Source organism: Rhizobium sp. LEGMi-198b, assembly GCF_054114205.1.
In genome coordinates this window covers 362,148-387,933 of the sequence record NZ_JBSYVH010000003.1, presented here as the reverse complement: position 1 = coordinate 387,933, position 25,786 = coordinate 362,148, and the positions used below count along the sequence as shown (strand labels likewise).

The 25,786-nt window shown below is 57.3% G+C and carries 24 protein-coding genes; 8 read left to right on the top strand and 16 right to left on the bottom strand.

Annotated elements, in window-relative coordinates; all coding sequences use genetic code 11:
- Positions 1-51 precede the first annotated feature (51 nt).
- Positions 52-345 carry a ribbon-helix-helix domain-containing protein gene (locus ACXHXG_RS14690; RefSeq protein ID WP_311319450.1) on the bottom strand — a complete coding sequence of 98 codons (294 nt, stop codon included), beginning with the start codon at positions 343-345 and terminating at the stop codon, positions 52-54.
- A gap of 103 nt (positions 346-448) precedes the next feature.
- The gene (locus ACXHXG_RS14685; RefSeq protein ID WP_457899732.1) at positions 449-1,501 is read right to left on the bottom strand and encodes an NAD(P)-dependent alcohol dehydrogenase; all 1,053 of its coding nucleotides are present in this window, start codon (positions 1,499-1,501) and stop codon (positions 449-451) included.
- A gap of 228 nt (positions 1,502-1,729) precedes the next feature.
- Here ACXHXG_RS14685 and ACXHXG_RS14680 point away from each other — a divergent pair, with 228 nt between their 5' ends.
- Positions 1,730-3,643, top strand: coding sequence for a sigma-54-dependent Fis family transcriptional regulator (locus ACXHXG_RS14680; protein WP_283052946.1), 1,914 nt, complete (start codon positions 1,730-1,732; stop codon positions 3,641-3,643).
- Here ACXHXG_RS14680 and ACXHXG_RS14675 read toward each other — a convergent pair.
- Positions 3,640-4,035, bottom strand: a complete 396-nt coding sequence (locus ACXHXG_RS14675) for a VOC family protein (RefSeq protein WP_457899731.1) — start codon at positions 4,033-4,035, stop codon at positions 3,640-3,642. The two genes, ACXHXG_RS14680 and ACXHXG_RS14675, sit on opposite strands and share 4 nt — an antisense overlap.
- A 176-nt stretch (positions 4,036-4,211) precedes the next feature.
- Between ACXHXG_RS14675 and ACXHXG_RS14670 the strand changes: the two genes are divergently transcribed.
- On the top strand, positions 4,212-4,391 hold the full coding sequence (locus ACXHXG_RS14670) for a hypothetical protein (RefSeq protein ID WP_457899730.1): 180 nt from the start codon (positions 4,212-4,214) through the stop codon (positions 4,389-4,391).
- On the opposite strand, the gene ACXHXG_RS14665 is transcribed toward ACXHXG_RS14670, so the two are convergent.
- The 3 genes from ACXHXG_RS14665 to ACXHXG_RS14655 form a co-directional block, all read right to left on the bottom strand.
- Positions 4,371-5,324, bottom strand: a complete 954-nt coding sequence (locus ACXHXG_RS14665; protein WP_457900010.1) for a helix-turn-helix transcriptional regulator — start codon at positions 5,322-5,324, stop codon at positions 4,371-4,373. The genes ACXHXG_RS14670 and ACXHXG_RS14665 overlap by 21 nt on opposite strands.
- A gap of 453 nt (positions 5,325-5,777) precedes the next feature.
- Complete coding sequence (locus tag ACXHXG_RS14660) at positions 5,778-6,536, bottom strand: sugar phosphate isomerase/epimerase family protein (RefSeq protein ID WP_457899729.1); 759 nt, start codon at positions 6,534-6,536, stop codon at positions 5,778-5,780.
- Between the two features lie 169 nt (positions 6,537-6,705).
- Positions 6,706-7,950, bottom strand: coding sequence for an ABC transporter substrate-binding protein (locus tag ACXHXG_RS14655; RefSeq protein WP_457899728.1), 1,245 nt, complete (start codon positions 7,948-7,950; stop codon positions 6,706-6,708).
- A 434-nt stretch (positions 7,951-8,384) separates the two neighbouring features.
- Between ACXHXG_RS14655 and ACXHXG_RS14650 the strand changes: the two genes are divergently transcribed.
- Complete coding sequence (locus ACXHXG_RS14650) at positions 8,385-9,464, top strand: LacI family transcriptional regulator (RefSeq protein WP_457899727.1); 1,080 nt, start codon at positions 8,385-8,387, stop codon at positions 9,462-9,464.
- A 215-nt stretch (positions 9,465-9,679) separates the two neighbouring features.
- Here the strand turns inward: ACXHXG_RS14650 and ACXHXG_RS14645 are convergent, their stop codons facing one another.
- Positions 9,680-10,480 (bottom strand): IclR family transcriptional regulator, encoded by an 801-nt coding sequence (locus ACXHXG_RS14645; RefSeq protein WP_457899726.1) that lies wholly within the window; start codon positions 10,478-10,480, stop codon positions 9,680-9,682.
- A gap of 189 nt (positions 10,481-10,669) precedes the next feature.
- Between ACXHXG_RS14645 and ACXHXG_RS14640 the strand changes: the two genes are divergently transcribed.
- Complete coding sequence (locus tag ACXHXG_RS14640) at positions 10,670-11,836, top strand: pyridoxal-phosphate-dependent aminotransferase family protein (protein ID WP_457899725.1); 1,167 nt, start codon at positions 10,670-10,672, stop codon at positions 11,834-11,836.
- A 59-nt stretch (positions 11,837-11,895) separates the two neighbouring features.
- Here ACXHXG_RS14640 and ACXHXG_RS14635 read toward each other — a convergent pair whose 3' ends face one another.
- The 4 genes from ACXHXG_RS14635 to ACXHXG_RS14620 all read right to left on the bottom strand — a co-directional run bounded on the left by ACXHXG_RS14635 (position 11,896) and on the right by ACXHXG_RS14620 (position 16,331).
- The gene (locus tag ACXHXG_RS14635; protein ID WP_457899724.1) at positions 11,896-12,033 is read right to left on the bottom strand and encodes a YjiS-like domain-containing protein; all 138 of its coding nucleotides are present in this window, start codon (positions 12,031-12,033) and stop codon (positions 11,896-11,898) included.
- A gap of 359 nt (positions 12,034-12,392) precedes the next feature.
- On the bottom strand, positions 12,393-13,700 hold the full coding sequence (gene glcF, locus ACXHXG_RS14630) for a glycolate oxidase subunit GlcF (RefSeq protein WP_457899723.1): 1,308 nt from the start codon (positions 13,698-13,700) through the stop codon (positions 12,393-12,395).
- Positions 13,701-13,704: 4 nt separating this feature from the next.
- On the bottom strand, positions 13,705-14,892 hold the full coding sequence (locus tag ACXHXG_RS14625; protein WP_457899722.1) for an FAD-binding protein: 1,188 nt from the start codon (positions 14,890-14,892) through the stop codon (positions 13,705-13,707).
- The gene (locus ACXHXG_RS14620) at positions 14,889-16,331 is read right to left on the bottom strand and encodes an FAD-binding oxidoreductase (RefSeq protein ID WP_457899721.1); all 1,443 of its coding nucleotides are present in this window, start codon (positions 16,329-16,331) and stop codon (positions 14,889-14,891) included. The genes ACXHXG_RS14625 and ACXHXG_RS14620 overlap by 4 nt, the downstream gene beginning before the upstream one ends.
- Before the next feature lie 105 nt (positions 16,332-16,436).
- Here ACXHXG_RS14620 and ACXHXG_RS14615 point away from each other — a divergent pair, with 105 nt between their 5' ends.
- From ACXHXG_RS14615 to ACXHXG_RS14600, 4 genes are all read left to right on the top strand, one after another.
- Positions 16,437-17,381 (top strand): LysR family transcriptional regulator, encoded by a 945-nt coding sequence (locus tag ACXHXG_RS14615; protein ID WP_457900009.1) that lies wholly within the window; start codon positions 16,437-16,439, stop codon positions 17,379-17,381.
- A 323-nt stretch (positions 17,382-17,704) separates the two neighbouring features.
- Positions 17,705-19,951 (top strand): methyl-accepting chemotaxis protein, encoded by a 2,247-nt coding sequence (locus ACXHXG_RS14610; protein WP_457899720.1) that lies wholly within the window; start codon positions 17,705-17,707, stop codon positions 19,949-19,951.
- 4 nt (positions 19,952-19,955) lie between these two features.
- Positions 19,956-20,948, top strand: coding sequence for a LacI family DNA-binding transcriptional regulator (locus tag ACXHXG_RS14605; RefSeq protein ID WP_457899719.1), 993 nt, complete (start codon positions 19,956-19,958; stop codon positions 20,946-20,948).
- Positions 20,949-21,119: 171 nt separating this feature from the next.
- Complete coding sequence (locus ACXHXG_RS14600) at positions 21,120-21,503, top strand: VOC family protein (protein WP_457899718.1); 384 nt, start codon at positions 21,120-21,122, stop codon at positions 21,501-21,503.
- A 326-nt stretch (positions 21,504-21,829) separates the two neighbouring features.
- On the opposite strand, the gene ACXHXG_RS14595 is transcribed toward ACXHXG_RS14600, so the two are convergent.
- From ACXHXG_RS14595 to ACXHXG_RS14575, 5 genes are all read right to left on the bottom strand, one after another.
- Positions 21,830-21,967 carry a YjiS-like domain-containing protein gene (locus tag ACXHXG_RS14595; RefSeq protein ID WP_457899717.1) on the bottom strand — a complete coding sequence of 46 codons (138 nt, stop codon included), beginning with the start codon at positions 21,965-21,967 and terminating at the stop codon, positions 21,830-21,832.
- 47 nt (positions 21,968-22,014) lie between these two features.
- A complete protein-coding gene (locus ACXHXG_RS14590) occupies positions 22,015-22,512 on the bottom strand; it encodes a cupin domain-containing protein (protein WP_457899716.1) in 498 nt (165 codons plus the stop codon).
- 71 nt (positions 22,513-22,583) lie between these two features.
- Positions 22,584-23,111, bottom strand: a complete 528-nt coding sequence (locus ACXHXG_RS14585) for a MarR family winged helix-turn-helix transcriptional regulator (protein WP_457899715.1) — start codon at positions 23,109-23,111, stop codon at positions 22,584-22,586.
- 425 nt (positions 23,112-23,536) lie between these two features.
- Positions 23,537-24,202 carry an HAD family hydrolase gene (locus ACXHXG_RS14580; protein WP_457899714.1) on the bottom strand — a complete coding sequence of 222 codons (666 nt, stop codon included), beginning with the start codon at positions 24,200-24,202 and terminating at the stop codon, positions 23,537-23,539.
- A 19-nt stretch (positions 24,203-24,221) separates the two neighbouring features.
- Positions 24,222-25,670, bottom strand: coding sequence for an aspartate ammonia-lyase (locus tag ACXHXG_RS14575; protein WP_457899713.1), 1,449 nt, complete (start codon positions 25,668-25,670; stop codon positions 24,222-24,224).
- Positions 25,671-25,786 lie beyond the last annotated feature (116 nt).

Below are 25,786 nucleotides of genomic sequence, written 5' to 3'. Positions count from 1 at the left end.
AAGAAATATATATGTCAGTCGCAGCGTGCCGCTTGCGGCTGATAGCTTTCATCACGTGATATGAGGCACGGCGATCTCCGTACGGCGTTCTTCCTGATAGATCAGACAGACTGTGCGCAGCATCGAGGCGAGATTGGACATATCCCCATGCAACTCCAGAGCTTCGTTGTAGAGCACGGATATAAGTTTGGACGTTGAAAGCCCCTCCATTTTCGCGATGTCCTCGAGAACCTGCCAGAATGCGGCCTCAAGCCGTACGCTTGTTGAGTGCCCGGAGATCCGGACCGACCGGCTGACTTTCAAGAATCGCTGCGGGCTCTGCGCTTTTAATACCCTGCACATCATGGCGCCCTCCTCCCTTTGCATTGTTTACGAAAAGGCTCCCCCGCAAAAGCGCGGGGGCACACCAGCATCTGCCACCATTGTGGCGGTCAGTCGGGGTCAGAGGCTAGGGAATGAGCACAGCCCGGCCATGGATTTTGCCATTATGCAGGTCCTTAAGGGCCTGATTGGCATTGGCAAGGCGATATTCGATCGTCGTCAGGTCGACCAGACCTCGGTCAGCGAGCGCCATCAACTCGACAAGTTCTGCCCACGTACCAACCAGATTGCCGATAATGTTTTTCTCGGTGATCACCATGTCGACGGTCGGCACGCGGATCTCCTCGCCGTAGCCGACGACATAGTAGCTACCCATCGGCCGGGTCATTGCGAGACCCTTGGTCGTTGTTCCTCGTTCACCGACGAAATCGATTACGGCTTCGGCGCCTTGGCCATTGGTCAGTTGCAGCACGGCTTCCACCTCGTTGCCGTCTGCCTTGACGATCTTGTCCGCTCCAATCTTGTCGGCCAGCGCCAGCGAAGCCTCCGATTTGTCGACCACGATTACGTCTGCAGCGCACATGGCCTTGAGGCATTGGATGCCAATGTGACCAAGACCGCCAGCGCCGATCACGACGCAGCTTTCGCCTGGCAACAGATGTCGTGTCGCCTTTTTTACGGCGCGATAGGCGGTGAGACCGGCATCCGCATAGGGCGCGACCTCCTTTGGCGACAGTGTCTTGGGAAGAGGCACGATGTTGCGCTCCGACGTGCAGAGGTATTCGGAATAACCGCCATTGCAATCAAGTCCTGGGAATTTTCCGGGCCCATGCATATCGAAACCTCGGCGGCATGCGAGGCAAGTGCCACCGGAAATCTTGGGATGAACGATGACCGGATCGCCGACTTTGATGCCCTCGACCTCCTTACCAATCGCCTCCACCCAGCCGGCATTCTCATGACCCATGATCAGCGGAAGGAGATTGTCGCCAGCGGGATCCATATGCGGCCGCCAGACACCCTCGATGATGTGGAGGTCAGTGCGGCAGACACCCGCTCCCCCAATGCGAACAATCACGTCGGTCGACTTGGTGATGACCGGATCGGCAACCTCCTGTAGTGAAACCCATTGGTCGGCCGTCAGGTTGTCGTCATACCTGGTTAGAACTTGCGCCTTCATATCGTTGTCTCCTCCACCGTCGGGACCAATGCCCGCTGCAGAAGAACGATCAGCAAGTGCTGTGCCAGATAAGAATTCATAGCGTTGTCATAGACATAAGCGGTCAATTGACCGGCGCTGGTGTTCACCGGCTGAACGATATGGACAGTGTAACTGTACAGTTTCTGTCTATTGCGCGGTCCGGTTCGGTACTGATACCTTGTACCAAATGATGCATGAGGAGGAGACATGCAGCACCTTTCCGGAATGGACCGCGCGCGCAGTGCGCTGGAGAGGGGCGACAGAGTTCCAGCCGGCACTTTGCAGCCGATCGTTGCCGATAGCTGGCAGCGCTGCCGCGACGCCGATCTCGATCCTCGTGGTCGACCGCGGCAAAGCGTCGTCGCCCTTGCCGACGTGAAGCGACGGCGCGAGGCTAATGCGGCGATGCGGCTGTTGGCACTCGCCGAAATGCAGCTTCTCTATTCGCAGATCGCCGGCTCGAATTTCATGATCGCGCTCGGCGATGCCGATGGCATCGTGCTCGATACGATCAGTGATCAGCAATTTGCCGATAGCTCGGCCGGACGGTCGATCATCCCCGGCAGCATGTGGAACGAGAGCGAGCGCGGTACCAATGCGCTCGGACTGGCCGGCATGACTGGCAAGCCGGTGGCAATCTACGGCCGCGAACATTATTTTGCCTGCCACGGGCACCTAAGCTGCATGGCCGCGCCGATCTTCAATTCCGCTGGAGAAATCCTCGGGCTGCTCGACGCTTCCTGCGCTCACGAGGCGCGACAGGAACACACGCACGCGTTGGTGCGGATGGCCGCCGCCCAGATCGAAAACGGCCTGATCTACCAGGATAGTGCCAAGAGCTTCGTCCTGGCCTTCCATCCACGCGCGGAATATCTCGACACGCTGTCGGCGGGGCTGCTTTCTGTTTCACTCGATGGCGAAGTGCTATCGATCAATCGGCCGGGCAAATCTCTGCTTGCGGGGCTGCCTGCCACCCCTGGAAATCGGTTCGATGGTTTGTTCGAAGCAGGGTTCGGCACAGCGATAGACGGCCTGCTGAACGGAGGCGTCATCCGTCTCCGCGATCGGGCAGGCAGTGTCGTCTTCATGGTTTGCCGCCAGATCGGCGAACGCCGGACGGCGATCGAAAAACGCCCCTCTCCGACGGTGCCTGTCTTGCTAAGGCAGGAGGATGCACCAGATTTCGTTGTCGACGATCCCCAGATCAAGCGCTCGCTCATTGAACTTGCCGAAGCCGCGGCGCTCTGCATGCCTGTGCATATTGCCGGCGAAACCGGCACGGGCAAGGAGCTGATGGCCCGGCATGTCCATCGGTTGAGTGGCCGCAAGGGCGAATTCGTTGCGGTCAACTGCGGCGCGGTGCCGGAAGATCTATTCATCGCGGAAATATTCGGGCATGAGGGCGGCGCCTTTACCAACGCGCGCACCGAGGGCTCGCCTGGGTTGGCGCGAACTGCCGACCGCGGCACGCTGTTCCTGGACGAGGTCGCCGACATTCCGATTGCCGCACAGACCTCGCTGCTAAGGTTTCTCGACAGCATGGAAATCCGTGCCGTTGGCGGGCAGAAGACGCAGAAGGTGGACGTGCAGATCGTCTCCGCCACCAACCGCGACCTGGAGAACATGGTGGCGCAGCGGCAGTTTCGCGCTGATCTATATTATCGCCTCAACAGCTTCCATATCCGCCTGCCGCCGCTGCGTTCGCGGACCGATTTCGGCAGCGTTGTTCGCTTCCTGATGGGCAGCATGGCGCCCGGCACGCCAGTGACCGATGCAGCGATCGTGGCATTGTCGCGACGGCAGTGGCCGGGCAATATCCGCGAACTGAAGACAGTGCTGCGGCGGGCACTGCTGCGGCGGCGCGCTGACTATATCGATGAAGGTTGTTTCGACGAGGCCGAGCCGGTCGTAAACTCCCTTTGGGATTGCTGTGAGGAATGTCGCGGCCGGCCGCTCAGCCGAACCAAGTGCCAGGAAATCCGCGCCGTATACCAGAGGACCGGTGAGAACGTTTCGCGGACGGCCCGCGAGCTAGGCGTGTCCCGAACGACTGTCTACAAGCATGTAGGGACAAACGGCGGTGAGTTCGAAGGCTTGGCCGGTCGTCCCGCCGCATCTTAGAGATAACGCCCGGCCCGCTGCAGAACTTCAATCTTGTAGCCGTCCGGATCGCTGATGAAAAAGAAGCGTGCCATCTTCCTTCCGTCTTGATCGAAGTCAACGAGCCTGCCGGGACGGAGTCCGAGCGAGGTTAGCCGCAGATGCTCGGCATCCACATCCGCGACGGAAACCGCAAGGTGCCCATAACCGTCGCCGAGCGAATAGGGCTCTGTGCGGCCTTTGTTGACCGTTAGCTCCAATTCGAACGGGGTATCGAGGTTGCTGAGATAGATGAGCGTGAATGTTTCAAAATCAAGCCGATCGACGACCGCAAGGCTAAAAGCCTGCCGGTAGAATTCGACCGATCGCTTTTCGTCTAACACCCGGACCATCGAGTGGATCATCTTGGCCATTGCGCTGCACCTTTAGCATCGTCCCTAAGGGGTTCCGCGACCAAGCTGAGCACACTTTGTCACGATTGCTGCAATGGCTTACATGAAAAGCCTCTAGGTTGGTGGTATCCGGCTATAGTTGCTGGTTTCGGACAATCAACAATGTCTGACAAGATCGCTTCACAAAGATGCCGAACATGATCCATTCGACCGCCTTCGAGGTCGGCATCGAAGCGGCCCGCCAACTCGCCGCGCTTGACCAGATATCCGCGACCGTCGAAGGCGCAACGAAACGTGCTGAAGAAGCGCGCTCGAACTCGGTTGGATGGAACAATAGGAAGACCCAATCTTCTGGATCAACTCTTCAATGTTTGTGATGGTAGGCAGCCGAAGCGCCTTTTGTATTCGGCCGCAAATCGACCGAGATGCCTAAATCCCCATTTGGCAGCAATGTCGGCGACGGTTCGTTCGGAATGGCCGTCGAGCAGATCATGATGAGCTGCGGCCATCCGCATCTCATGCAGGTGGGCCATAGGGCTGGTGTTCTTGAACTGCTTGAAACCTTCCTGCAGCGTTCGGACGCTGACCTTGGCGGCGGTCGCAACGTCGTTGAGCGATATCGGCTCAGCAATATGCGCCTCCATGAACTCTATGGCCCATTTTACTTGGCGCGGAGCCGGTGCCGGGGCAGTTCGCGCCAGCTCGCTTGAATAGCGATGCTGACAGTTCTCGAGAATGAGATAGGTCACAGCGTCACAAAGAGAGGCTAGTGCCAATGGCGACCGCCGCAGCCATCCGCCGTCGTAAAGGCCGCGATAAAGCTGATCGGCCAGATTCACCAACTCAAGCCCGGCATCCGACGTCAAGTCGATATGGGGATGGATGTCGATTCTGCCGCTAACGGTCCGATCAAGCATCCGGCTCAGGTGACCGGCGATCTTTGCCTTATCGATGAATAAATTTCGATGATGACGCGGGCCGAAGATGCGGCCACCTTTGCTAGGCTCCCCTTCCAGAATGATGCCGTGCCCAGGAGCTGAATGTATCGGGTTGCGGGAATAATCAAAGATCGCATGCCCTTGCTTCGCCAGAAAAATGATCATTCTATCGCTGGGCGCCTCCCGCTTAACGAGAAGCGTCCCATCGTAGGCGCAATCGGATATGGCTACCGGTCCCGCAGAGAGAAAGTGACAGCGGAATGCGACAGGATTGTTGTCGAGCGCGGCAACCTTTATTGACGAGTTTGGCGTCGACAGCAGTTCCGAAAGCTCGTCGGGATCTATTCCGCTTTGCACGGTTTTCCCCTTCATACCATACTCATTTTTGCGGCGAATCACGCGATCTCGAACGGAGTCATCATTGGCACGCATACGTGAAGCTGATGCATTTCGCGACCTTGAGAGACTGCGTCATAGAATATTTGATAGAGGCCTGTACTCAAGCATTTATATCCGCCTTCCCGGCCAGAACTGGCACTGTTGCTATTCCGTCATCCAGCGATACGTGTACCTACCGCCGGTTAGGTCGCGGCCCGGCTCAGCTTTTTCCGAAGTCTTCGCGATAGCTGCCAGTCCCCTCTCCGTGGCCTCGGTCAGTTTTCAATCCTTCCCGACAAGGTTTGGCGCCCCGGTTTTGGTCAACAAATCCGGGCGCGCAAGTCGTTGATACTGGTGATCTTCCCAATTCGCGCCCCCACTAGATATTTCCGGCCTTGATGACATCGACTTGGTGCTGGGCTGTCATAGTGATTTCCGGTGCCGTAGCTACTGATTGATTTTCTGCATGGTGGCGAAGGATCGCTGTGCGAAATCGAGCCAGTCCGGCGGGAAATCGCGTTCGATGATGACGTTGTCGACGTTGTGCAGCATTTGGACTGTCGGCCAAAGCTCATTCCAATCGATAAGGCCGTCCCCAACAGCAGCAAATCCGTCATCCGTCGCGGTCTCCCACCCGTGTGCTGGATCTTTGATATGAAGTGCAATCAGATGATCTGCGTAGCGCTGCATCTCGCCAATCGGGTCTCGCCCAGCCCGTCTGACCCATCCGATATCCATTTCGAGCTTTACTCCATTTCCGACGAGGAGATCTAGGATCAGCGAGCCGTCATCAAGCGTGACATATTCAAAATCGTGATTATGCCACGCTAGTTGCAGACCGTTCACCTGTGCCACCTCGGCGGACTTGCGAAGCTTCCCCGCAAGGGTCTTCCAATCCTCCACACTCGTTGGCCGCTTATCCTCGTCAATCCAGGGTGCGACGATGGTATGCGCACCGATGGTGTGGGCAATGTCCACGAAACGATGGATTTGATCTATCACGCCGTCGATGGGCGCGTGAAGCGTGGGAGACGTTAGCCCCACCGCGTCGATCTTGCGTCGGTAGCCGACAGGATCGTCGCCGTACAAGGGATAAAACGGTTCAACAGAACCGTATCCGATCGACTTCAACTTCTCCAACTGTTGATCGAGCGGTGGAAATTTCCACGCCGAAAATAGGCTGAACGAGAGTGTCTTCCTGGGCATCGCAACCTCGCGAACTGATGATCAATTGGGGGAGAACGCCGACGCCAAGCAATGTGAGACGCTACGAATATGCGCCGACCTCCTTACGAATCCCGACTTTTGTCGATGACTGAGAGATATTGTTGATTGCAGGACGAGACATTTGCGATAACGCCCCGCTTCGAGGACGCTACTTTGCCTGCTCTACGGTTTTCGCCCACGCAACTACGAATTGATCCAGCGTCATTGAAGGATCGGACCAAAACTGCCCAACGACGTCCTGGAGACTTTGAACGATGTCGGTTGGCGTAAGGATTTCCATCGAGGGAATCTGTTTGCTGACGTCTTGCAACACGGCGACCCCGACCTTGGCGCAGGCGTCCAATTTACTGTTATCAACGTCGAGGCGAACCGGCACAGATCCCTTTTTCGCGTTGAAGGCAACTTGGACGTCCTTGTCCATCAGCACGTGAGCCAGGAGATCCTGCGCTCTTGTTCCTTGAGCATCCTTAAGCTCCGGGAAGATGAACACGTCGCCGCCCATGATAAAATTCGGCTGACCAGGTCCCAGAATACACCCGAAGTCATCGCCCGCGGTCTTTCCGGCGGCTACGAATTCTCCCTTGGCCCAATCACCCATGAACTGCATGCCGGCTTGTCCGGAAATGACCATTCCCGTAGCGATATTCCAATCCCTGTTTGCGTTGCCTGCATCTGCATAGAGACGAAGCTTGCCGAATGTCTCAGCGACTTTTCTAAATTCTGGAGAAGCGACCGCCTCAGGACTCAGATCCTTGAAGACCTTCAGATAGAGATCTTTTCCGCCCTCGCTCAGGAGCACCGAATTGAACATGATCATCAGTTGCCAATTCTGTCCTCCAACGGCCAACGGGATAACTCCCGCGTTCCGCAATTTGTCAGCCTGCACAAAAAAATCGTCCCAATTTGCAGGTTCCGTCGCACCAGCCTTCTCGAAGACCTTCTTGTTGTACCAAAGCCAATTCTGGCCATGATTGTTTACCGGGACCGCCATGACATGGCCTCCCCGGGTGATCGCGTCGTAGAAGGCGGGCGGCAGCGCAGCTTGCCAATTCTCCGCCTTGGCAATGTCATCGAGATTGCGCAGCAGACCCTGGTCGACGAGGTCATCCATCTGCTTGCCGGTGCTGAACATCATTGCAGCAGGTGGATCGCCGCCCAAGATTCGGTTGATACCGATAGCGCGTGCACCGTTCCCTGCCCCGGCTATAGCCGCATCAACCCACTCGCCGCCTGCGCGATTGAAGGCGCTGGCAAACTCCTTCACCGCAGCGGCCTCGCCGCCCGACGTCCAACTATGAAAGACTTCGGCCTTCAAAGTATCAGCACTTGCCTGTCCGCTGAGCAATACCGCTATTGCCACAACGCCAAAACATCTTAACGCCTGGGTTCCCACGCCGCACTTCTCCTCCTCATTAGAATTCGATACATCAATGCACTTTTCCGGGAACGTTTCAATAAATATTATTATATTGTATTTTCAAATGTTTAGCCGTATAATTATTTTACAAATTTTGATACGATTCAAAAATTTGCAATTCAAAGTCGGAGTGCCTTGATGAATGCAGTCAAGTGAGATGAAGAAGATGGAACGATTTCGTTTCGATTTAAGCGCCGTGCCGATGTCGTCGGCCTGCATCTATCGAGACTAATTCGAGCCGGTTGAACCATGTTCAAATTCGGGTTCGACCGTCTTGTTCCTGCACCATGCAGACGATGCATCGCGGAAGAATTGAATCACGCGGCGTCGAAACGTGATACTCGAAGTAAGCGGGGAGCGTCGGTTGACGGCAGGGTGAGTCGATTTGCTCGTCATTCTCGGAGCAAGGAATGAAGCGTAAGAAGAGAATAAAAAAAGGCCCCACTTCGCAAACGGATGCCCCGGAGCAAAGGTCCGAACGTCCGACGCTGAAATCACTCGCCTTTATGACTGGGCTGGGGGTATCCACCGTCTCCCGAGCGCTTCAAGATGGACCAGAAATAAGTCTGCAGACCAAGAAGAGAGTGCAGCTTGCCGCCGAGCATGTCGGGTACCGGCCAAATCGAGCAGGGGTCCGTCTTCGAACCGGCAGGACTGGTCAAATTGTTCTCGTTCTCAACACAGATGAACAAGTCGGCGGCTTCGTTTCCGAAATGATATACGGGATTTCCGAGTATCTGGCCGAAACGCCCTATCATTTAACCGTTTCACCCTATTCACGAAACCAAGATCCGATGGATCCGATTCGCTATATCGTGGAAACGAATTCGGCAGACGGCATCATCATTTCTTGGACCGAGCCGAACGATCTCCGTGTTCGTTACATGGCGGAGCATAGTTTCCCCTTCGCCACTCATGGCCGCACCTCAACAGGGATTGATCACCCCTATCATGACTACGACAATTTTGTATTTTCGGATCTCGGTGTGAGAAAATTGGCGGAGCTTGGCCGCGACCGATTGATGCTCTTAGCTCCGCCTCCATCCATGAGCTACCATTACCACATGCGCGACGGCTTTTTGGACGCCGTTTTGAAGGCTGGTGGAGTTCATGTCCCCTTCAATACGGTGACAGTTCATGATCCTATCAATCGTATACGTGAAAGCGTGGCTGAGTTAATGGCTAGCCCGTTGAGACCGAACGGTGTCATCAGTGCATCCGATGCCGCGACTTTCGCATTGGTGGCGGGCATCGAGGACGCGGGTTTGCGTTTGGGCAGAGACATCGATGTCGTGTCAAAGCAATCGTCTCAGTTGCTTCACCTATTCAGGAACGAGTTATATGTCATCAATGAGGACGTGCGACTTGCCGGATACGAGGTAGCGAAGGCGGTCATAGGAAACATCGGCGGTGTCGAGCTCCCCGCGTTACAGACCATTGCCACGCCCTCACTGGTGGAAGCAGCGACGGCTCTGAAGTCTCAAATGTAGTTATCTGGATCACTCTTGGTGTTTCATCCGGGAGTTTTGATGGTGCGAGCGAGCGGTCAAGCCCTTCTCGCTTCCGGAGCTTGCCGCCTGAAGGCGGATACCTTTGCAAAGGCAGCGATTTTACCGTCGGCCAGCGGCCGCTCCTGGCGCCCGAATTCGACAGAGGTTCTATCTTTCGCAACGGAAGGCGATCGCATCTGAAGCCGCTTCAGCGATCAAAGCCCGCGCAAGGCATTCGATAGCGCTTGCGCGGTCTCTTTGACTAGGGTGCTCAGGCTGTCGACAGCGGCGGTATCAAAGCGACTCGTCGGCCCGCTCAGGGAGAGTGCCGCAACCGGGGTGTCGGCCCTATCCCAGACGGGGGCGGCAACACATCGCATTCCCATCACCTGTTCCTCGTCGTCGAGTGCCCATCCTCGCGATCTAACCTCTTCCAACTGCCGATGCAGCTGCGGAAGGGATGTGACCGTCCGGTCCGTGAGCTTCAACAATCCCCTCTTATCGAAAAGTCCTTCAATCGTGCCGGGCGGAAGATAGGACAGGACTGCTTTGCCTGCGGCGGAGCAATGAACCGGTATCTGCGAGCCCAGCCGGAAAAAGGCGCGCAACGGATTGTGGCTTTCGACCTGCGCGATGACGACCATACTGCCGGCATGTCGGACCGAAAGGTTGGCAGTCTCGCCCGATTTCATACCGATCTCGGCAAGGTAGAAACGCGCAATCTCGGCAAGACCCGTCCGACGAAGGTAGGAATTGCCGACCTGAAACGCGCGGACGTCGATTTCCCACCTCTGGCTGAGTGGGTCCATGGACACGAAGCCGCGTGCCTCCAGCAACAGCAGAAACCTGTGGGCGGTCGAGGCCGGAATGCGCAGCTGCGTCGTCAGATCGCGCAGCGAGACAGGCCCGTGCCGGGACACCGCCTCCAGAACATCGATCGCGCGGTCTGCCATTGTCCGGCCCGCCTTCAGCGCGCCGACTTTCTGCAGACGCGGCCGTCCTCGCGGGTTTTTCATCGCAGGCGGCTCATTCTTGACGCTTTTGCAAAAGGTCCGTTTCCATTTGAGAAAGTATCATTCATGGAATATTATATACATGTTAAATCAATATCTTAAAGTTTATTTTGTCGTAGCCTCCCACAAAAATGTATAATGGTCTTGTCGATAGGATCCCGTATCGTCTCGCCTTCTGTGGGAGGACTTTACATGAACGAACAGAATCCGATCTTCATTCTGGGACCGACCAACATTCCGGACCGCATCCGCAATGCAATGAACAAGCAAACAGTCGATCACCGCTCGCCGAAGTTCAGCGAGCTTTTCATGAGCGTGCTGTCAGACTTGAAGACTGTCTTCAAGACCGCGCGCGGCACGGTCCTCGCATTTCCCTCGACGGGAACGGGCGGCTGGGAGGCGGCCCTTCAGAATACCTTAGACCCTGGCGACCGAGTGCTTGCCGCACGCCACGGCGTGTTTTCGCACCGCTGGATCGACATGTGCCAGCGGCATGGTCTCGAAGTCGACGTAATCGACTGCGCCTGGGGTAGCCCTGCGCCGGCGGAACTCTTTGCGGAGAGGCTCGAAAACGACAAGCAAGGCACGATCAAAGCGGTCCTCGTGACGCATAACGAGACGGCGACCGGCGTGCGGAGCGATATCTTGGCTGTCCGCAAGGCTATCGACAAGGCGGGCCATTCCGCATTGTTACTGGTCGATGGCGTGTCGTCGATCGCATCGATGGATTTTCAGATGGACGCTTGGGGCGTCGACATTGCCGTCACGGGTTCGCAGAAGGGCTTCATGCTGCCAGCCGGTCTTGGCATCGTCGCCGTTAGTGAACGCGCGATCGAAATTGCAAAGACAAAAAAGACAGCGCGTTGCTTCTTCGATTTCCCGGAGATGCTCAAAGCTAATCAGGCGGGCGGTTATCCCTACACGCCGGCGCTGCAGCATTTCTACGGATTGAGAGAAAGCCTAGACATGCTGCTGGAGGAAGGTCTCGATCAAGTGTTTGCGCGCCATCGCCGAGCGGCGGATGCCGTTCGTGCAGCAGTCGCCGGCTGGGGGCTGTCGCTTTGCTCGACGTCGGCACCACACCATTCCGATACCGTAAGTGCCATCTATGTCCCACCGGGCGTCGACAGCAACATGCTGACGGATCTTGCGCTCAGAAAATACGGGGTCTCATTCGGTATCGGCCTTGGGCAGATGACCGGCAAGGCGTTTCGCATCGGCCACCTCGGCTCGATCACCGACACAATGATACTAGGTGGGCTGGCGACGCTCGAGATGGCGATGAGCGAGCTAGCCTACCCGGTAAAGCTCGGCTCTGGGACAACCGCCGCACAAAAGGTGTTTGTCGGCCGCCCCTGAGCGCAACACACAAGAAAACTCCGTCCTAGAACGGAGTTTTCTACATCGGTCCGCTTGGATCAGCGACCGAGGATTGCCTTGCGAATCTCGTTTCGCTGCAAGCCAACATCCTCCAGAGCATGGTCATCAAGCACGCTCAGTTCCCGGATTGCGCGACGCTGTGCCGCAAACTTTTTCACGCGTTCACGAAAGTTCATGTTCATCTCCATCACTTGTTGATGCTTATATAGGCGGTATCCTGCCTATTTTGAATGCACCGCCATGCAACGGAGGCATGCGTTGGACGCAGGCCGTGTGCACTCCATTACCGGAGTACCGATTGCCTAAAAAAGAAGCGACTGGACCTCAGCCATCAGAGCGAAAGGCGCTTGTCCCGTCGCGCGGGCTACCAAGCAGGTCTGCCATGAGGCCGTTATGGAGGGACGCGCCGAGGGCGTGCGCCCTGCGGTTGATTGGCCGAAAGCTTATCGGCATGACCAATCAGCTTGCATCGTGACTTTTGAATCTACACTTTGGACTGCCCACGCCTCGCGGGCTCGCGATCCAAAGGAAAACCTCACCGTCCTGCGGCGATCGCTGCAGGCTTCGGGCCGCCATAAGCCCAATCGAGAAGTTCAACCGTGTGGACCAGCGGTATCTCCGTCCCGCTGCGCAACTGTGTCATGCAGCCGATATTGCCGGTCGCGATCAAGTCCGGGGTAGTCGTCTCGATGTTCCTTATCTTGCGAGCCTTCAGTTGCGCCGATATCTCCGGCTGGAAGATGTTGTAGGTGCCGGCCGATCCACAACACAGATGGCCCTCAGGCGGATCGCGAACCGTGAAGCCGGCGTTCTTCAACAGCACCTTCGGCGCTGCGACGATCTTCTGCCCATGTTGCATGGAGCAGGCCGAGTGGTAGGCAACGACGAGGTTCTTCGGATCGCCCTTGGGCAGATCTAGGCCCATGAGAAATTCGGTGATGTCCATGGCAAGACCCGAGATACGGGCGGCCTTTTCGGCATAGGTGGCGTCGTGGCTCAGCATATGGCCGTAGTCCTTGATCGTAGTGCCGCAACCGGATGCCGTCACGATGATGGCGTCGAGACCCTTGGTCTCGATCTCGGCAGTCCAGGCATCGACGTTGCGCCGTGCAGCATCGAGAGCGACCGCTTCCTTGCCCATGTGGTGAACGAGCGCGCCGCAGCAGCCCTCGCCTTTCGGCCAGGCAATCTCGATGCCGAGACGCTGAAGAAGGGCTACTGTCGCTTCATTGATGCCGGGATCGAGGACCGGCTGGGCGCATCCGGAAAGGATCGCCACCCTCGCCTTCGGCCGCAATGGTGCAATCTCGCGGGCGGGCAGCGGACGTCTGTCGGTCTTCGGTGTCTTGACCGCTGCGAGCCGCAGCATCGCGGCTGCCGGCTTGAGAGGTCCGACACGCTCGAGCAGCCCGCCAAAGGGCCGTGCTATGCCCGCTATCTTGAGCGCCAGCCGTAACCGGCGCGGATAAGGAAGGATTGCGGCGACCAACCAACGCAGGGCTCGGTCGATCGGCGGCCTCCGGTAAGTATCCTCGATGTGTTTACGGGCGTGATCGATCAGGTGCATATAGTCGACGCCGGACGGGCAGGTTGTTGTGCAGGCAAGGCACGACAGACACCGATCGATATGAGTGACGGTCTTCTCGTCGGCAGGGCGGCCGTTTTCCAGCATGTCCTTGATCAAGTAGATGCGGCCGCGAGGGCTGTCGAGCTCGTCGCCAAGTGTGACATAGGTCGGGCAGGTCGCGGTGCAGAAGCCGCAATGCACGCATTTGCGCACGATCGCTTCGGACTCGGCGACTGCGGGATCAGCAAGCTGCTCGGCACTGAAGTTGGTGCGCATCTCTTTAGTATCTCGCCATGAACGTTGGACTGAAGATCGTCTGCGGATCGAGCGCCGCTTTGATCCGCGTCGACAAGGCCTGTAGCGCCGGACTCAGGGATGCAGGCTGCCGGACCGCATCGGCTGTCGCCCTGATGAGAACCGCATGGCCGCCACCCGCGCGCTGGATTTCGCAGTGAACGGTTTGCCCATCAAGCGGTCCGGCAGTCTCGAGCCAAACCAAACCTCCCTGCCAATCGTAGAAGGTGCTTATGGCAGCATCGCGCCCGACCGCGGCGACGAAGCGATGGGCCGACATCGGGGTCAAAGAAACCCGCCAAAGAGTTTTCCCCCGCTCCCTTGAAAAGGGTAGAGCGTTGCGGATGGCGTGCCAGATCGAGACGCTCGCATCGCCCTCGACAGACGAAATAGGACCGAAGGATGCCATTGCTGCGGAGAGCTTTCGAACTCGTTCGGCGACCGACGGTGCAAGTCCTTCAAGGCGCAACAACACGGCGCCTTCCTCCGGCAGTGCACCGATCAATGCGCGATTTTCCAGATCGGCAGGCACGTGGGCGGCCCCGCTGACCGAAACGGGCAAGCGCAAAGCAGCTGCCATCACCTTTGCGGCCCTTGCGTCGTCATTGCAGGAGACAATCACGGTCGAGGAGATCTGTGGCCTCGGTAGCACCTTGAAGGTGACTTCGGTAATGAAGCCGAGGTCACCGCGCGAACCGGCCAGCAGCTTGGGAAGATCGAGGCCCGTCACATTTTTCATAACCCGACCGCCGGCATTGACGATCTCGCCTGCCCCATTGACGAAGCGCAGGCCGAGCAGGTGGTCGCGAGCAGCACCGTTGATGAAGCGCGCCGGTCCGGAGCTGTTGGTGGCCATCGCTCCGCCGATCGTCGGTTCGCCCTTGGTGCCGAGCACCGGTCTTAGATCGACCGGCTCGAAGGCAAGATGCTGCTTGTTACTAGCGAGCGCCGCCTCGATCTCCGCCATGGGCGTGCCGGCTTTTGCGGTCATTACCATTTCCGACGGGTCGTAATCGACGATGCCCTTAAGTTCCGCCGTATCGAGGACGTCGCCGTTGCTGAGGTCGACGGCCGAGCGGGTATTGGCGCCGAGGATTCGGATTGGTTTGCGGCTCTCGCAGCGCGTGCGGATTAACTCGGCCGCTTCGCGTTCGGATGAGGGAGAGAAATTCATGCGATGTCTCGGCCGTCGAGCGGGAAAACCTTGGAGGGGTTGAGAATCCAGGACGGGTCAAACGCCTTTCTCACCGCCATCTGCTGCTTAAGGTCGATGGCCGAAAACTGATGGCTCATCAGATCGCGCTTCTCGATTCCGACCCCATGCTCACCGGTCAGGCAACCGCCGACATCAACGCAGAGCTTGAGGATCTCATTTCCCGCCTCTTCCGCGCGTTGGGCGTCTTCGGGATCATTGATGTTATAGAGGATGAGCGGATGCATATTGCCGTCGCCGGCATGAAAGACGTTGGCCACGCGCAGGCCGAGCCGATCGATGATCTCGGAGGTTTTCTTCAAGACGGTGGAGAGCTGTCCGAGCGGCACCGTGCCGTCCATGCAGATGTAATCGGCGATGCGTCCCGTCGCGCCGAAGGCGGATTTTCGCCCTTTCCAGATCAGCGCGGCCTCCGTTGCCGACTGGCTCTCCCGAACGACTTTGACTGCATGGGCTCGGGCAATTTCGATGATCTGTTCGAGCATCGCGTCCATCTCTGCTTCGGAACCCTCGACCTCGACGATCAAAAGGGCGCCGACATCCATCGGATAGCCGGCATGGGCGAAGGCCTCGCAGATCTCGATTGCCTGCTTATCCATGAATTCGATGGCGACCGGAATGATGCCGGACGCTATGATGCCGGCCACACAGGAGCCGGCCTGCTCGGAGGTATCGAAACCGAAGAGAACCGGGCGCGTGCCTTCTGGCGAGGCGATCAGGCGCACGGTTGCCTCGGTGACGATGCCGAGTTGGCCCTCCGAGCCGCAGATGATGCCCAGAAGATCGTAGCCATCCGTATCCAGCGCCTTGCCGCCGAACTCGACGATCGTACCGTCAAACATCACCATCTTGAGGCCAAGCAGGTTGTTTGTGGTGACGCCATATTTGAGACAATGTGCACCGCCGGAATTCATGCCAATATTGCCGCCGATCGTACATGCAAGCTGAGAACTGGGATCCGGCGCGTAGAACATGCGATCGCTGGCAACCGCGTTGGAGATATTCAGATTGGTTACACCCGCCTGAACGGTCGCGGTGCGGTTTTCCAGATCGATTTCGAGGATCTTCGACATCTTGGAAAGTCCAATGACGATCGCATCCTCTTGCGGGATCGCTCCGCCGCAAAGCGAGGTCCCTGCCCCGCGCGGAACGACCGGGATATCATTAGCCTGGCAATAGGCCATCAGCTCCGAGACCTGTTCGGTCGTCTGCGGCAGGACGACCGCGAGCGGCAGGCGCCGATAGGCGATGAAGGCATCAGTCTCGAAGGGGACGAGCTCGCGCTCGTCCGTGATCACCAATGAAGGCGGCAAGAGCGCCCTGATATCGGCAATGATCCTGTCGCGCTTCGACAGGATGTGGGGCTTGACCGGCAGAAAGGTAATCGATCCCTGTGACATTCTCCCAGCGCAAAAAGCGCTCCTCTTTTTCGAGAAAACGTTTACTATCATTTTCGATTTGGCGCAAATACTAAAGACATATGTCAGTTCTGGAAAGATTGAATGATGACGAATCTTGGCGATCTGGAGGTATTTGCGAAGGTGGTGGCGACGGGCAGCATGTCCCATGCGAGCAAGCTGCTCGGCTTTTCGCCGGCCGTAGTTTCGAAACGAATCAAGCGGCTTGAAGACCGGCTTGGCACGCGGCTTTTGCAAAGAACGACCCGGCAGATGACGCTTACAGAAGCCGGACTGGGCTTTCACGACCGGGTCGTCAATATTCTCGCCGGCATCGAGGAGGCGGAATTTTATATTTCCGGCCGGACGACAGATCTGACCGGGGCGCTGCGGCTATCTGCTCCGACCTCCTTCGGACGGATGCATGTCGCGCCACATCTGAAGGGATTCATGGACAGCAACCCGAACGTTGTTGTCCAACTCATCCTGAACGACGGGTTTTCGAACCTCGTGGCGGACGGTTACGATCTGGCAATCCGGGTGGGGGAACTGAGCGATTCCAGCCTAATTGCGCGCCGTCTGGCGCCGGTGCGACGGATCCTATGTGCATCACCGGCTTACCTGGAGACTCATGGGGTCCCGCAGTCCGTCGAGGATCTGGAAAGCCATCGCTGCTTGCCAGCCCACAATGGCGATCCCTGGCGCCTTGTGGGGCCTGGAGGCGCGATCGTTATCCGCCCCGAGGCGAGCCTGACGACCAATTCTAGCGAGGTTGTACGGGAAGCGGCCATTGCTGGCATCGGCATCGCTCTTCGCTCAACCTGGGACATCGGCGCCGAATTGCGAGCGGGAGCACTGGTCCGTGTCCTGCCCGAAATTGAAGGCTCACACAATATTACGGTTTCCGCCGTTTATCCGAGCCGCCACTTCCTTCCAGCCAAGGTCAGGGCTTTCATCGATTATCTCGCCGGCGTATATGGCCCGCATCCCTACTGGGAATATGAGGCAATCGACCTGCCGGGCAATTTGCAGCCTCACGCCGCGCACGGCTAGCGGAGAACGCAAAGGCTTGATCGCCTGCACAAGCACGAACCAGCATCCCAGTGTTGTCGATCGAAACGATCGCAAGTGGCGCTGCCTGGCCGGAACGCTCCGCGTTCACTGCGTTCTGGCAACGTTTTCTTATGCTGGAATGGCCTGAAAGCAGTGATATCCCGCGTTTTTCGGCGCCATGGCGCCTCTGAACACACTTTGAAAGCTACTCATTGAAATTTAATCATTCTATATGAGTATACGTTTACCACGACGTCGATTTTTTTCGAATTTGACATGGTCATTTAGGCTTCAGAGCCGAAAGGATTTCTGGGAGACAACGAGTGGAAGCCCTTCTATCCCGCTTCAAGATTCAGACGAAAGTCATTTTCTTTCTCGTGCCGCTGCTGGCCACGATCGGCTGCCTCGGGGTCATGGGCTATTATTCCTCGGGCGTGCTGAGCTCGCGCCTGTCCGTTTCGAACCATGTGCTTAACGCGTTAACCGGCTTCAAGGATGCCTATGCAGACATGACCGCATTTCTGCGCAACACGACGGAGGCAAACAAGGCCGCCGTCATTGGGCGTCTGGTCGATCAGCAGGCGGTGCTCACCAAAGTTTTGGATGGCATGGGTGGTGAGAAGGACACCGAATTGCTGCACCAGGCGCGGGAGCGGACGGAGGAGATCGAGCAGAGCATCGGCGTGCTTTGGGAAGTGTTCGTCGCAGAACAGGGCTTTCGCATCAAGATCGCGAAGAACATAGATGACCTTACCGTGATCGCGGAGAAGCTCGATGCCAGCACCCAGGCCTTTGCAAAGCAGGCCAATTCGGATCGCGCTTCGATCGGCACATTGTTGACCGATACCCTACAGGCTGCTCGCGACAACGCCTCACCCGATGTTGTTCTTGAGAAGCTGAACGGATTATCGGCGCAGCAAAAGACCGCACAGAAGACGGGCAAGCTCCTGGAAGCGGTCACCAAGACCACCACCAAGCTGCAAAAATCGGTTCACGCCATCCAGCTCGCCGCCACGCGTTTCCTCGGCGATGCGACTGACGCGAGCCGGAGTGACCTGACGATTCGCTTCGATGATGCACAGAATGACATGCAAGTCGTGCGCGCCGTGTCTCGCGGCCAACAGGAACTGGAACAGGCGTCTGCTGATCTTCTTTCGATCGTGAACTCCATGGAGACGGATACGAAATCCCTGATCGACGCCAACCGCAAGCGCAGCGACGCTTTCGATGGCGCTGGCGCAGCCGTCGATCAAGCCTGGAACGATCTCAGACGATTTGCGGAGAACCAGAAGAATACAGCGCAGTCGCAAACAGCCTTTGCCAATTCCGTTTCCGTCACCGCGATGGCTACGGGCATCGTAATAGCGCTGCTTGCCGGCTTTGGGCTGGTCTGGACACTGCGCCGGCCGATCAGCTCTATTACCCGCGCCATGCGACAGATTGCCGACGGCCAGATCTCCACCGATATCGACGGACGGGAGCGCCGCGACGAGATCGGCGATATGGCGAGGGCGCTGGCCGTCTTCAAGAGCAACGCGATTTCCAAGCTCGATACCGAGGCGCAGGCGCTTTCGTCCCGCAGGATCGCGGAGGCAGAGCGGACAGCCAACGAAAAAGAACGACAGGCGGTTCAGGACAATATCAGCGAGGCGGTGCAGATCCTCGGCGCAGCATTGGCCAATCTTGCTGCGGGCGACCTGTCGCAGCGGATCGATAAGCCGTTTGTCGGTAGCCTGGAACGGCTGAGGAACGACTTCAACACATCGATCGCCAAGCTGAGCGAAAGCCTCTCCTCCATCCGGCAGAACGCTATCGCCATGCAGAATAACAGCAGCCAATTGTCGACCGCCTCAGTCGAACTGGCACGCCGGACGGAACAGCAGGCCTGCTCGCTGGAGGAGACAGTTGCTGCAATGGAAACGATCGGTAAGACCGTCCAGGCTTCTGCTGAAATCGCTGCGCGCGCTGATCGGGCCGTCGCTCTTGCCAATAAGAATGCCGAATCCTCCGCCAAGGTCGTCGGCGATACCGTCCAGGCGATGCAGCGCATCGAGAGCGCCTCCAGCAAGATCAACACTATCATTGAGTTGATTGACGACATTTCCTTCCAGACCAATCTGCTCGCGCTTAATGCCGGCATCGAGGCGGCGCGGGCCGGCGAAGCCGGCAAAGGATTTTCGGTGGTCGCGCAGGAAGTGCGTGAGCTTTCCCAGCGCTCTGCGGCGGCCGCGCAGGAGATTAAGACCCTTATCATCGGCTCTGCAGCAGAGGTTCAAGACGGCGCCGCCCTCGTCGAGAAGACGAGTACGGCCCTTTCAACCATCATCACCCAGGTCGCGGCGATCAAAAACGACGTAGCGTCGATCGCGCAGGCGACGAGGGATCAATCAAACAGCGTTCGCGAAGTGAACACAGCCCTTTCAGCAATGGACAAAATTACGCAGCAGAACACGGAAATGGTCGAGGAGACGAATGCGGCGAGCCAAATTCTGGCGCAGGAATCGCTTCGGCTAAGACAATCCGTGGAGGAGTTTGTAATCGCGCAAACCATGTCAGCCATCGCAGCATAGACCAGTGAATCTCAAGGAATTATCAAACCTACTGGGCCTGTCCCAGACGACAATCAGCCGTGCTCTGAACGGCTACCCTGAAGTTGCGGAAGCAACGCGGCTGCGGGTACTGAAGGCGGCGGCGGAAAACGGCTACAGGCCGAGCCAGAGCGCTCGGCGCCTGGCTACCGGACGGGCAAACGCCGTCGGCCTCGTCTGGACGACCGTGGGCAGCAGTCCCGACCTGCCCCTCGAAGTCGATTTGCTGCGATCCCTGACGGCTGTCTCGAGTGCCCACGGGCTGCACTTGGTGCTCATTCCGGCGACCGGCGACTGCGGCTTGAACGCTTCCCGTCAGCTTTATCTCGAGGGCGTGATCGATGCCGTCCTACTGATCAATCCGGCCGCAGTGCTATCTGAAACGAAAGATTGGCCGATGCCCGTCGTGGCGTTTGGCGCGAAAACGAGAAGCCGTGAAGGATTTGCATGCGTCGATGTCGACTACGAGCATTGTGCCTTCGACGCAAGCAGGCTGCTGTTTCAACTCGGACACCGCCGCCTCGTTTTGGTCGACGATAATTCCCCGCGCATCCAGCAGTTCCGCGATGGCATCGAGAAGGCGCGCAAACAGCATGCGGGTGCCTTCGGTCTCTCTCCAATAGTGTCGGTCGAAAACGTCTGTGCTCTCCAACGCCACCTTCAAGGCTTGCCGGGCGAGCGACCGACGGCGGTCTTCTGCCCGGAGCTCGCGTCGGCTTACAGCCTAATGCGGTGGGCGCACGCGCAGGGCCTGATGGTCGGCAAAGAGGTGTCGTTGATCGCTTACGATAATCACCGTTCGTTTTCGACCGTTGAAGCCTCGCACGCTGTTACAGTTTGCAGGCTTGACGTCGATCTTTTGTCACGACAGATTTTCGATGCGCTGCAGAGCCTCCTCTATTCGACACAGACGCCGAAGCTTCAAATCTTGGTGAAGCCGGAACTCGTTCTTGGAGCAACCACAGGCGAGGGTGCCTGACCCGCTCCTGACAGATGACGCAGCCGCATAGACAGATATATTTCGCTACTTTCATTCGATCGCATCATCGGTGAAAGAGGAGACGCCCAACGGCGTTAGGGGGCGCCGTCGTGTGCTGCCGATAGCAGAGACAACCGCATATCGGATGAATAAAACCTGAAAGGAAAAGCCTTGCCCATCGCACATGTTGCCCTCTGGACACCCGACCTCGATCGTCAGGCCGCTTTCTGGCGGGACTATTTCGGCGCAGAAATTGGTCACGCCTACCACAGCAAGCGAAGGGTTGGCTTCATTTCGAGGTTTGTCACCCTGCCCGGCGGCGGCCCCCAGATTGAGATCATGACCGGACCGTGGATCGACGGCGCAGAATATCGCGAATCCACGGGATGGGATCACATCGCCGTGTCGCTTGGCAGCTCCGAGGCTGTCGATGAGTTGGCCAACCGCTGCAGGGCCGAGAACATTCTGGTATCTGGACCGCGCACGACCGGAGACGGCTTTTATGAAGCCGTCATAGCTTCCCCCGACGGATCACGAGTTGAGATCACCTCCTAGTCGGAATTTACGGGATGAGAGGGACCGGGCCGCCGGGTGGCGCCTGGCGGCTCAGATCTGCAAGTCGCCCTTGTAGATCTTTCCAAAGTTGTAAATGCCAAAGCCTTCCAGAGAGGCGCGGGACGACCCCGCAATTCCCTTTTCTCTTGATCGCTAAGTTTCAAGCCCATCAAGCTCCTCGGAATCGTTTCGTGAGTCAAACTCACAGCGCTTTGACCTCTGATAGCGGATAGATAAAATCGAGTTCGAAAACGTTCGAAAGGCTGCCGCACCGACGCGGCGGCGTGGGGCACGGCAGCCTTCGATGAGGGCAGGTCTGGAGGGTGTCAGCGTCGACGAACCGACGTGCCGATTTCCTTCCGGTCGATGCCGATATCGCTAAGGCAGTGGTCGTCTTGCGAACTCAGCTCACGTATTGCGCGGCGCAGCGCGATATAATGCCTGACCCTTTCTACGATCGTCATCTTGATCTCCTAAAGTTCCGGATTGGTCGGGAAGTTAAGCTGGGCGTTCACGAAAACGCGGTGTTGCGTTCAAGCTCGCGGACGTTGTCCGGACGGGCGAATGGCGTCGGATCCGGCTCACCGACTACGACCGGTCGTCCAACATCTCTGAAGAACGTCTCCAGGCCGTTCGGCGTGATGAACCAAAGCCAGTGGAGTTCGCCTGAGCCGTCGTTGGCAAACTTGTGCTTGCGCCCCTTGCCGACAAAGATGGTCAGCCCCGGCTCAGCAACATACTCGACGCCGTCAACGTAGGCCTTCCCCGTACCGGAAATGAAATGGAGGACTTCATCGTGTTCCGGATGATCGTGCTCGCGAACGTAGCCACCTGGCGGAAGCGTCTGGGTTCCCAGACTAAACGGGGTCATCGTTTCGACGAGGTGCGGCGCAACGCGTACCGAAACCTGGCCATTGGCCGGTTGAGGCTGCCAGTGATTTTCACCGGCGTTCGGTGGCACGATCAGAATCGCCCCGTGGTTTTCATCAATTGCGAGTGCGCGAGTCATCTAAATCTCCTGTGTGCGACATCACGGGAGCAAGATATACATAATTCAATTATGTATGTAAAGTATGTAATCTAGTTATCTAAATTCGGCTCATCGAGCTTGTGTAATGCCGCGCGCATCTGCTGGAGGAGAAGATTCACGGTATCGCCTAGCTGGCCCGCATCTCTTCCTTCAAAAGGGCGGAAGATCATGTCGTTCGCGAGTTTCCTAATCGGGGCGACCTTTAATACAAGCGCTACTCCTTTATCGGTGAGTACAATAAGGGAGCTGCGCTTGTCTGCGGGATGAGGCGCTCTCTCCAGCAACTTTGCCTTCACCATATGATTGACTTGCGCAGTAATAAAAGGCCCGGAGACATCAAGTTCTGCGGCTAGCTGCCCCACTGTCGTCTGGCCGGCATCCGCGACAGCCATAAGAATGGAATATTGCGGAGGCGTCAGGCCGATGAGCTGTGCGTACCGCTCGCGAGTAGCGAGCATGGCGCTCGACATCTTCAGTAGATCGTTGATCAGCTTTCGAAAACGAGTATCGGACTCACCGTCGAGGAAGCTCGACAGGGACGTGCTCGGAGGAGGAAATGAACTAGGAACGTCTGCCATCTGAATCCGACCGGTTCTCCGGAACGGAGATACCCCTGCATGCTTTCATATGCAACGGCTTGTATCCGGTGTCGACTGGAAGATTATCGTCGGGGAAGACACTGACGAATGCCCAATTGGTTCGCTGCCAGCATGGTACGAGCAAGCAGTTTCTGCCAAACATATGGGGTTTCGAACACTTGGTCGGACTCTCCAATTTCAACGACAGTTTCGTCGTTGAAGAATACAACCCAATAGCGAACTTCGTCTCGCGCGTGACTAGGATCAAGTTCAGTCCATCGCAAAGAGGATCGTGAAGGCCGCATAGGAAATCGCCGAAGCATGGAAGACGTCTATGGCCAACAGACCGAACTCATTGCCGAGAGCCGTGATCCGCATCCGCGTCCGCGTAGCGGTGGCATGAGTATCAAAACACATCGGCGCAGCTACCAGCTCAAAGGCATCAGCGTGCGGAATGTTGTCAGGTCACGGCAACGGGGGGTGCTGGCAGGAAAAAAGTCCGGAGCGTTATCTGCAACGACAGCCAGAAAGGGTATGCCGAGTGTTACGGCGGCGTCGAACTCCGTCCGAGAGTCGCCGACGGCGAGCGCCTCAGAAGGCGCGCAGCGCTCGCTCTGCAGAATCCTTTGGAATTCGGATAGCTTCTTCTTCGGTGATCCGGCCGCCGACACAAAGAAGCGCTGCAGTCCTCGACGCGCCAAAACTAATTTAAGATCGTGATCGGGCATTCCAGAGACCACGTGAAGAGGAATATGGTCCAGTAGGTCCTCAAGAAGCTCGCGCGCGCCCGGGATGAAAGGCGCTTCCATCATCGCGTTGTCGATAATGTTTCCGAATCGCTCGCAGAGTTCAGCGATCCGCTTTTGCTCGGCCTCACGACCAAAAACATGCTCTTCGAAGTACTCGAACTTCTGTTGCCTTCCGATACCGCCATGCTGCTCCTGGTAGCGAATAACCTCTGCGATCTTGGCTCTGTCTTCACCTTCATAGCATTGTGCGAATGCCATCGTCTTCAACCGGGCTGAATCGAGGACGACCCCGTCAAAGTCGAAGATAATCGTGTGTGGTTGCCGCTCGAACTGAAGATCCACGTGCGTGCCTCTTTGTCTGTCATTCCGTCTTCGAAGCAAGCCGAAGCCGCGTTGGCTGCGTGAGCGCCCTCGGATCGAGCACTTGATTGATCAATTCCGGCGAAAGCGTGTGATCGGCTTCGAGAAGTTCGCGCATCGTGCAGCCGCTTGCCAGAATTTCCTTGGCAAGCAGAGCGGAACGCTCGTACCCGATCAAGGATGTGAGCGCTGTAGCAAGCGCCGTCCCGGCCTCCAGGTTCTCACGGCAGCGTTCATCGTTTGCAACGATCCCCCGTACGCATTTGTCTGCCAGCGTATGGAGCGCATTGGTCATAAGGGTCATTGACTGCAGAAGATTGAATACGATGACCGGTTCAAACGCGTTTAGCTGCAGCTGGCCTGCTTCGGCGGCCATCGTCACCACGAGATCGGCACCGATGACCTGGAAAGCGACTTGATTGACGACTTCGGGTATCACGGGATTGATCTTGCCAGGCATGATCGATGACCCGGGCTGCACGGACGGAAGACTGATTTCGCCGAGCCCCCCTCGCGGTCCGCTGGACAGGAGCCGGAGATCGTTGGAGATCTTCGAGACTTTCACAGCTATGCGTTTGAGCATCCCGGAAAACAGGACGAAAGCTCCAGTATCCCAGCACGCTTCGACGAGATCGCTCGCCGGGCGAAGGGGCACGTTCGCGATCTTTGAAAGTTCTTCGATAGCGAGAGCTGCGTAACGGGGATCAGCGGTGATGCCGGTTCCGATCGCGGTCCCGCCCAGATTGACTTCCTGAAGCAGTGTGGCGCCATCTTCCAGACGCTGAATATCTTCGCGCAACGTGACTGCGAACGCCATGAATTCCTGTCCAAGGGTCATGGGCACGGCGTCTTGTAACTGTGTACGACCGAGCTTGACGATGTCCTTGAACTCATCGGCTTTCGCTTCAAAAGCGTCGGCCAGGATTGAGATCGCCGTTGAGAGCTGCTTATAGCTTAGGAGCAGGGCCAACCTGATTGCCGTCGGATAGACATCGTTTGTCGATTGGGAAAGGTTCACGTCATTATTCGGATGGATGACGTCAAACCGGCCACGCGGGAGTCCGAGGTGCTCCAACGCGCGATTTGCAACGACCTCATTGATATTCATGTTCGTGGACGTCCCTGCCCCGCCCTGGAAAACGTCGAGCATGAACTGGTCCATGAGCCGACCTGCGGCAATATCGTCGCAAGCCAGCGCTATCGCCGTGCGCTTTTCTTCCGGCAAATCACCGAGCTGCCAATTTGCATTGGCCGCAGCTTTTTTCACTAACGCAAGCGCTTTGATAAATAGCGGATAATGGCCGATTGGAATTCCGGAGATTTGAAAGTTGCTGATCGCCCGAGCAGTCTGGGCACCGAAATAGGCGGTATACGGTACGTCGACTGGCCCAAGCGAGTCATATTCGTGCCGTACGTCGGAGAGGCTTGGGGCGAGCAGACTTTCATCCATGGAATCTTCTCTAATGCTGTAGATTCGGGAAAGCTGGTGACGGGGACATATTATGTCCAACCGTCACCAGCCGCGACCGCTGGGGAGGTGTAACGCTTCAAGAACGGTCGGATCCG